1 pseudogene is annotated in these 1,767 nt (G+C 74.6%); it reads left to right on the top strand.

The annotated features are described in order from the left end of the window. A pseudogene (locus ACFQ2D_RS16990) lies at positions 1-1,767 on the top strand (ESPR-type extended signal peptide-containing protein); the annotation flags it as partial.

The following is a 1,767-nucleotide window of genomic DNA, read 5'->3' as shown; positions in this document are numbered from 1 at the left end:
GCCAGAACGCGACGGCGTCGGGCTACAACGCGACGGCGACGGCGGACAGCGCGACGGCGGTGGGCGGCAGCCTGTACTACGAGGATCCGGACACGGGCGAGGTGCTGCTGGACCAGACCACGACGGCGTCGGAAGTGGGCGCGAGCGCGTTCGGTGCCGGTGCGCAGGCCAACGGTGCATTCAGCACCGCGACCGGCGCGGCGGCGAGCGCCGACGGGTTGCAGGCCACCGCGACGGGTTACAGCAGCAGCGCCGGCGGCGACCTGACCACCGCGGCCGGCGGCTTCAGCGATGCGGCAGGCTATGCCGCGACTGCGCTGGGCTATGGCTCGGCGGCGACCGAGGCCTATTCCACCGCGGTGGGTGCGGCGGCGACCGCCAGCGGCATGGGCGCCACCGCGGTCGGCGGCATGGCCGACCTCGTGCCGGGCCTGGGCTTCCTGGTGCCAGCGGCCGCGGAAGGCACGGCGGCCTCCGCCTTCGGCTCGGGCTCGGGCGCCTGGGGCGACTACAGCACCGCGACCGGCGCCCTGGCGCAGGCCGACGGCGACCAGGCCACGGCCGTGGGCTACTTCGCCTACGCGCAGGCCGATCGCGCCACCTCGGTGGGCTCGGAAGCCTGGGCGAGCGGCGCCGACAGCGTCGCGCTCGGCTACTACAGCACCGCCTTCGGCGACAACGGCGTGGCGCTCGGTGCCGACTCGTTCGTCGACGGCGACAACAGCGTCGCCCTGGGCGCCGGCTCCTATGCCGGCCGCGACAACGTCGTCTCCGTCGGCGATGCCGGCGAAGAGCGCCAGATCACCAACGTGGCGGCGGGTACGGAAGGCACCGATGCGGTGAACCTGGACCAGCTGGAAGAGGCGACGGCGGACAACCGCTACTTCCAGGCCACGGGCAACGACGAGGACCAGAGCGACGACGTGGGTGCGTACGCCGAGGGCGCGTACGCGACCGCGTCGGGCGAGGCGGCCAACGCCTATGGCCAGGGCGCGTCGGCCTACGGCTCGGGCGCGTATGCCGACGGCCAGAACGCGACGGCGTCGGGCTACAACGCGACGGCGACGGCGGACAGCGCGACGGCGGTGGGCGGCAGCCTGTACTACGAGGATCCGGACACGGGCGAAGTGCTGCTCGACCAGACCACGACGGCGTCGGAGGTGGGCGCGAGCGCGTTCGGTGCCGGCGCGCAGGCCAACGGTGCGTTCAGCACCGCGACCGGCGCGGCGGCGAGCGCCGACGGACTGCAGGCGTCCGCCTTGGGCTACGGCAGCAGCGCGGGCGGTGATTTCACCACCGCGACCGGCTCGTTCAGCAATGCGGGCGGCTACGGCGCCAGCGCGCTGGGCTACGGAGCCGAAGCCGGCGGCGACTACGCCACCGCGGTGGGCGTGGTGGCCACGGCCAGCGGCGTGAGCAGCGTGGCGGTAGGCGAGTTCAGCGAGGCCACCGGCGACGAGAGCGTGGCGGTGGGCGGCACGACCTTCTTCGGGTTCATCCCGGCGCAGGCCTCGGGCACGGGCAGCACGGCGGTGGGTGCCGGCGCCTGGGCGACGGGCGACTACGGCACGGCGATCGGCTGGAACAGCTGGGCCGACGCCGAGAGCGCGACCGCGCTGGGCGAGAGCGCGACGGCGGCCGCCGCCAACAGCGTGGCGCTGGGCGCGGGTTCGCAGGCCGATCGCGACAACACGGTGTCGGTGGGCGACGCGGGGGCCGAGCGCCAGATCACCAACGTGGCGGCCGGTACCGAGGCCACCGACGCGG

The sequence above is a fragment of the Luteimonas composti genome (assembly GCF_042678665.1).
In the GTDB taxonomy this organism is placed as follows: Bacteria; Pseudomonadota; Gammaproteobacteria; order Xanthomonadales; family Xanthomonadaceae; genus Luteimonas; species Luteimonas composti.
The sequence above is the reverse complement of the archived record's forward strand: the minus strand, read 5'-3'. Positions and strand labels throughout refer to the sequence as shown.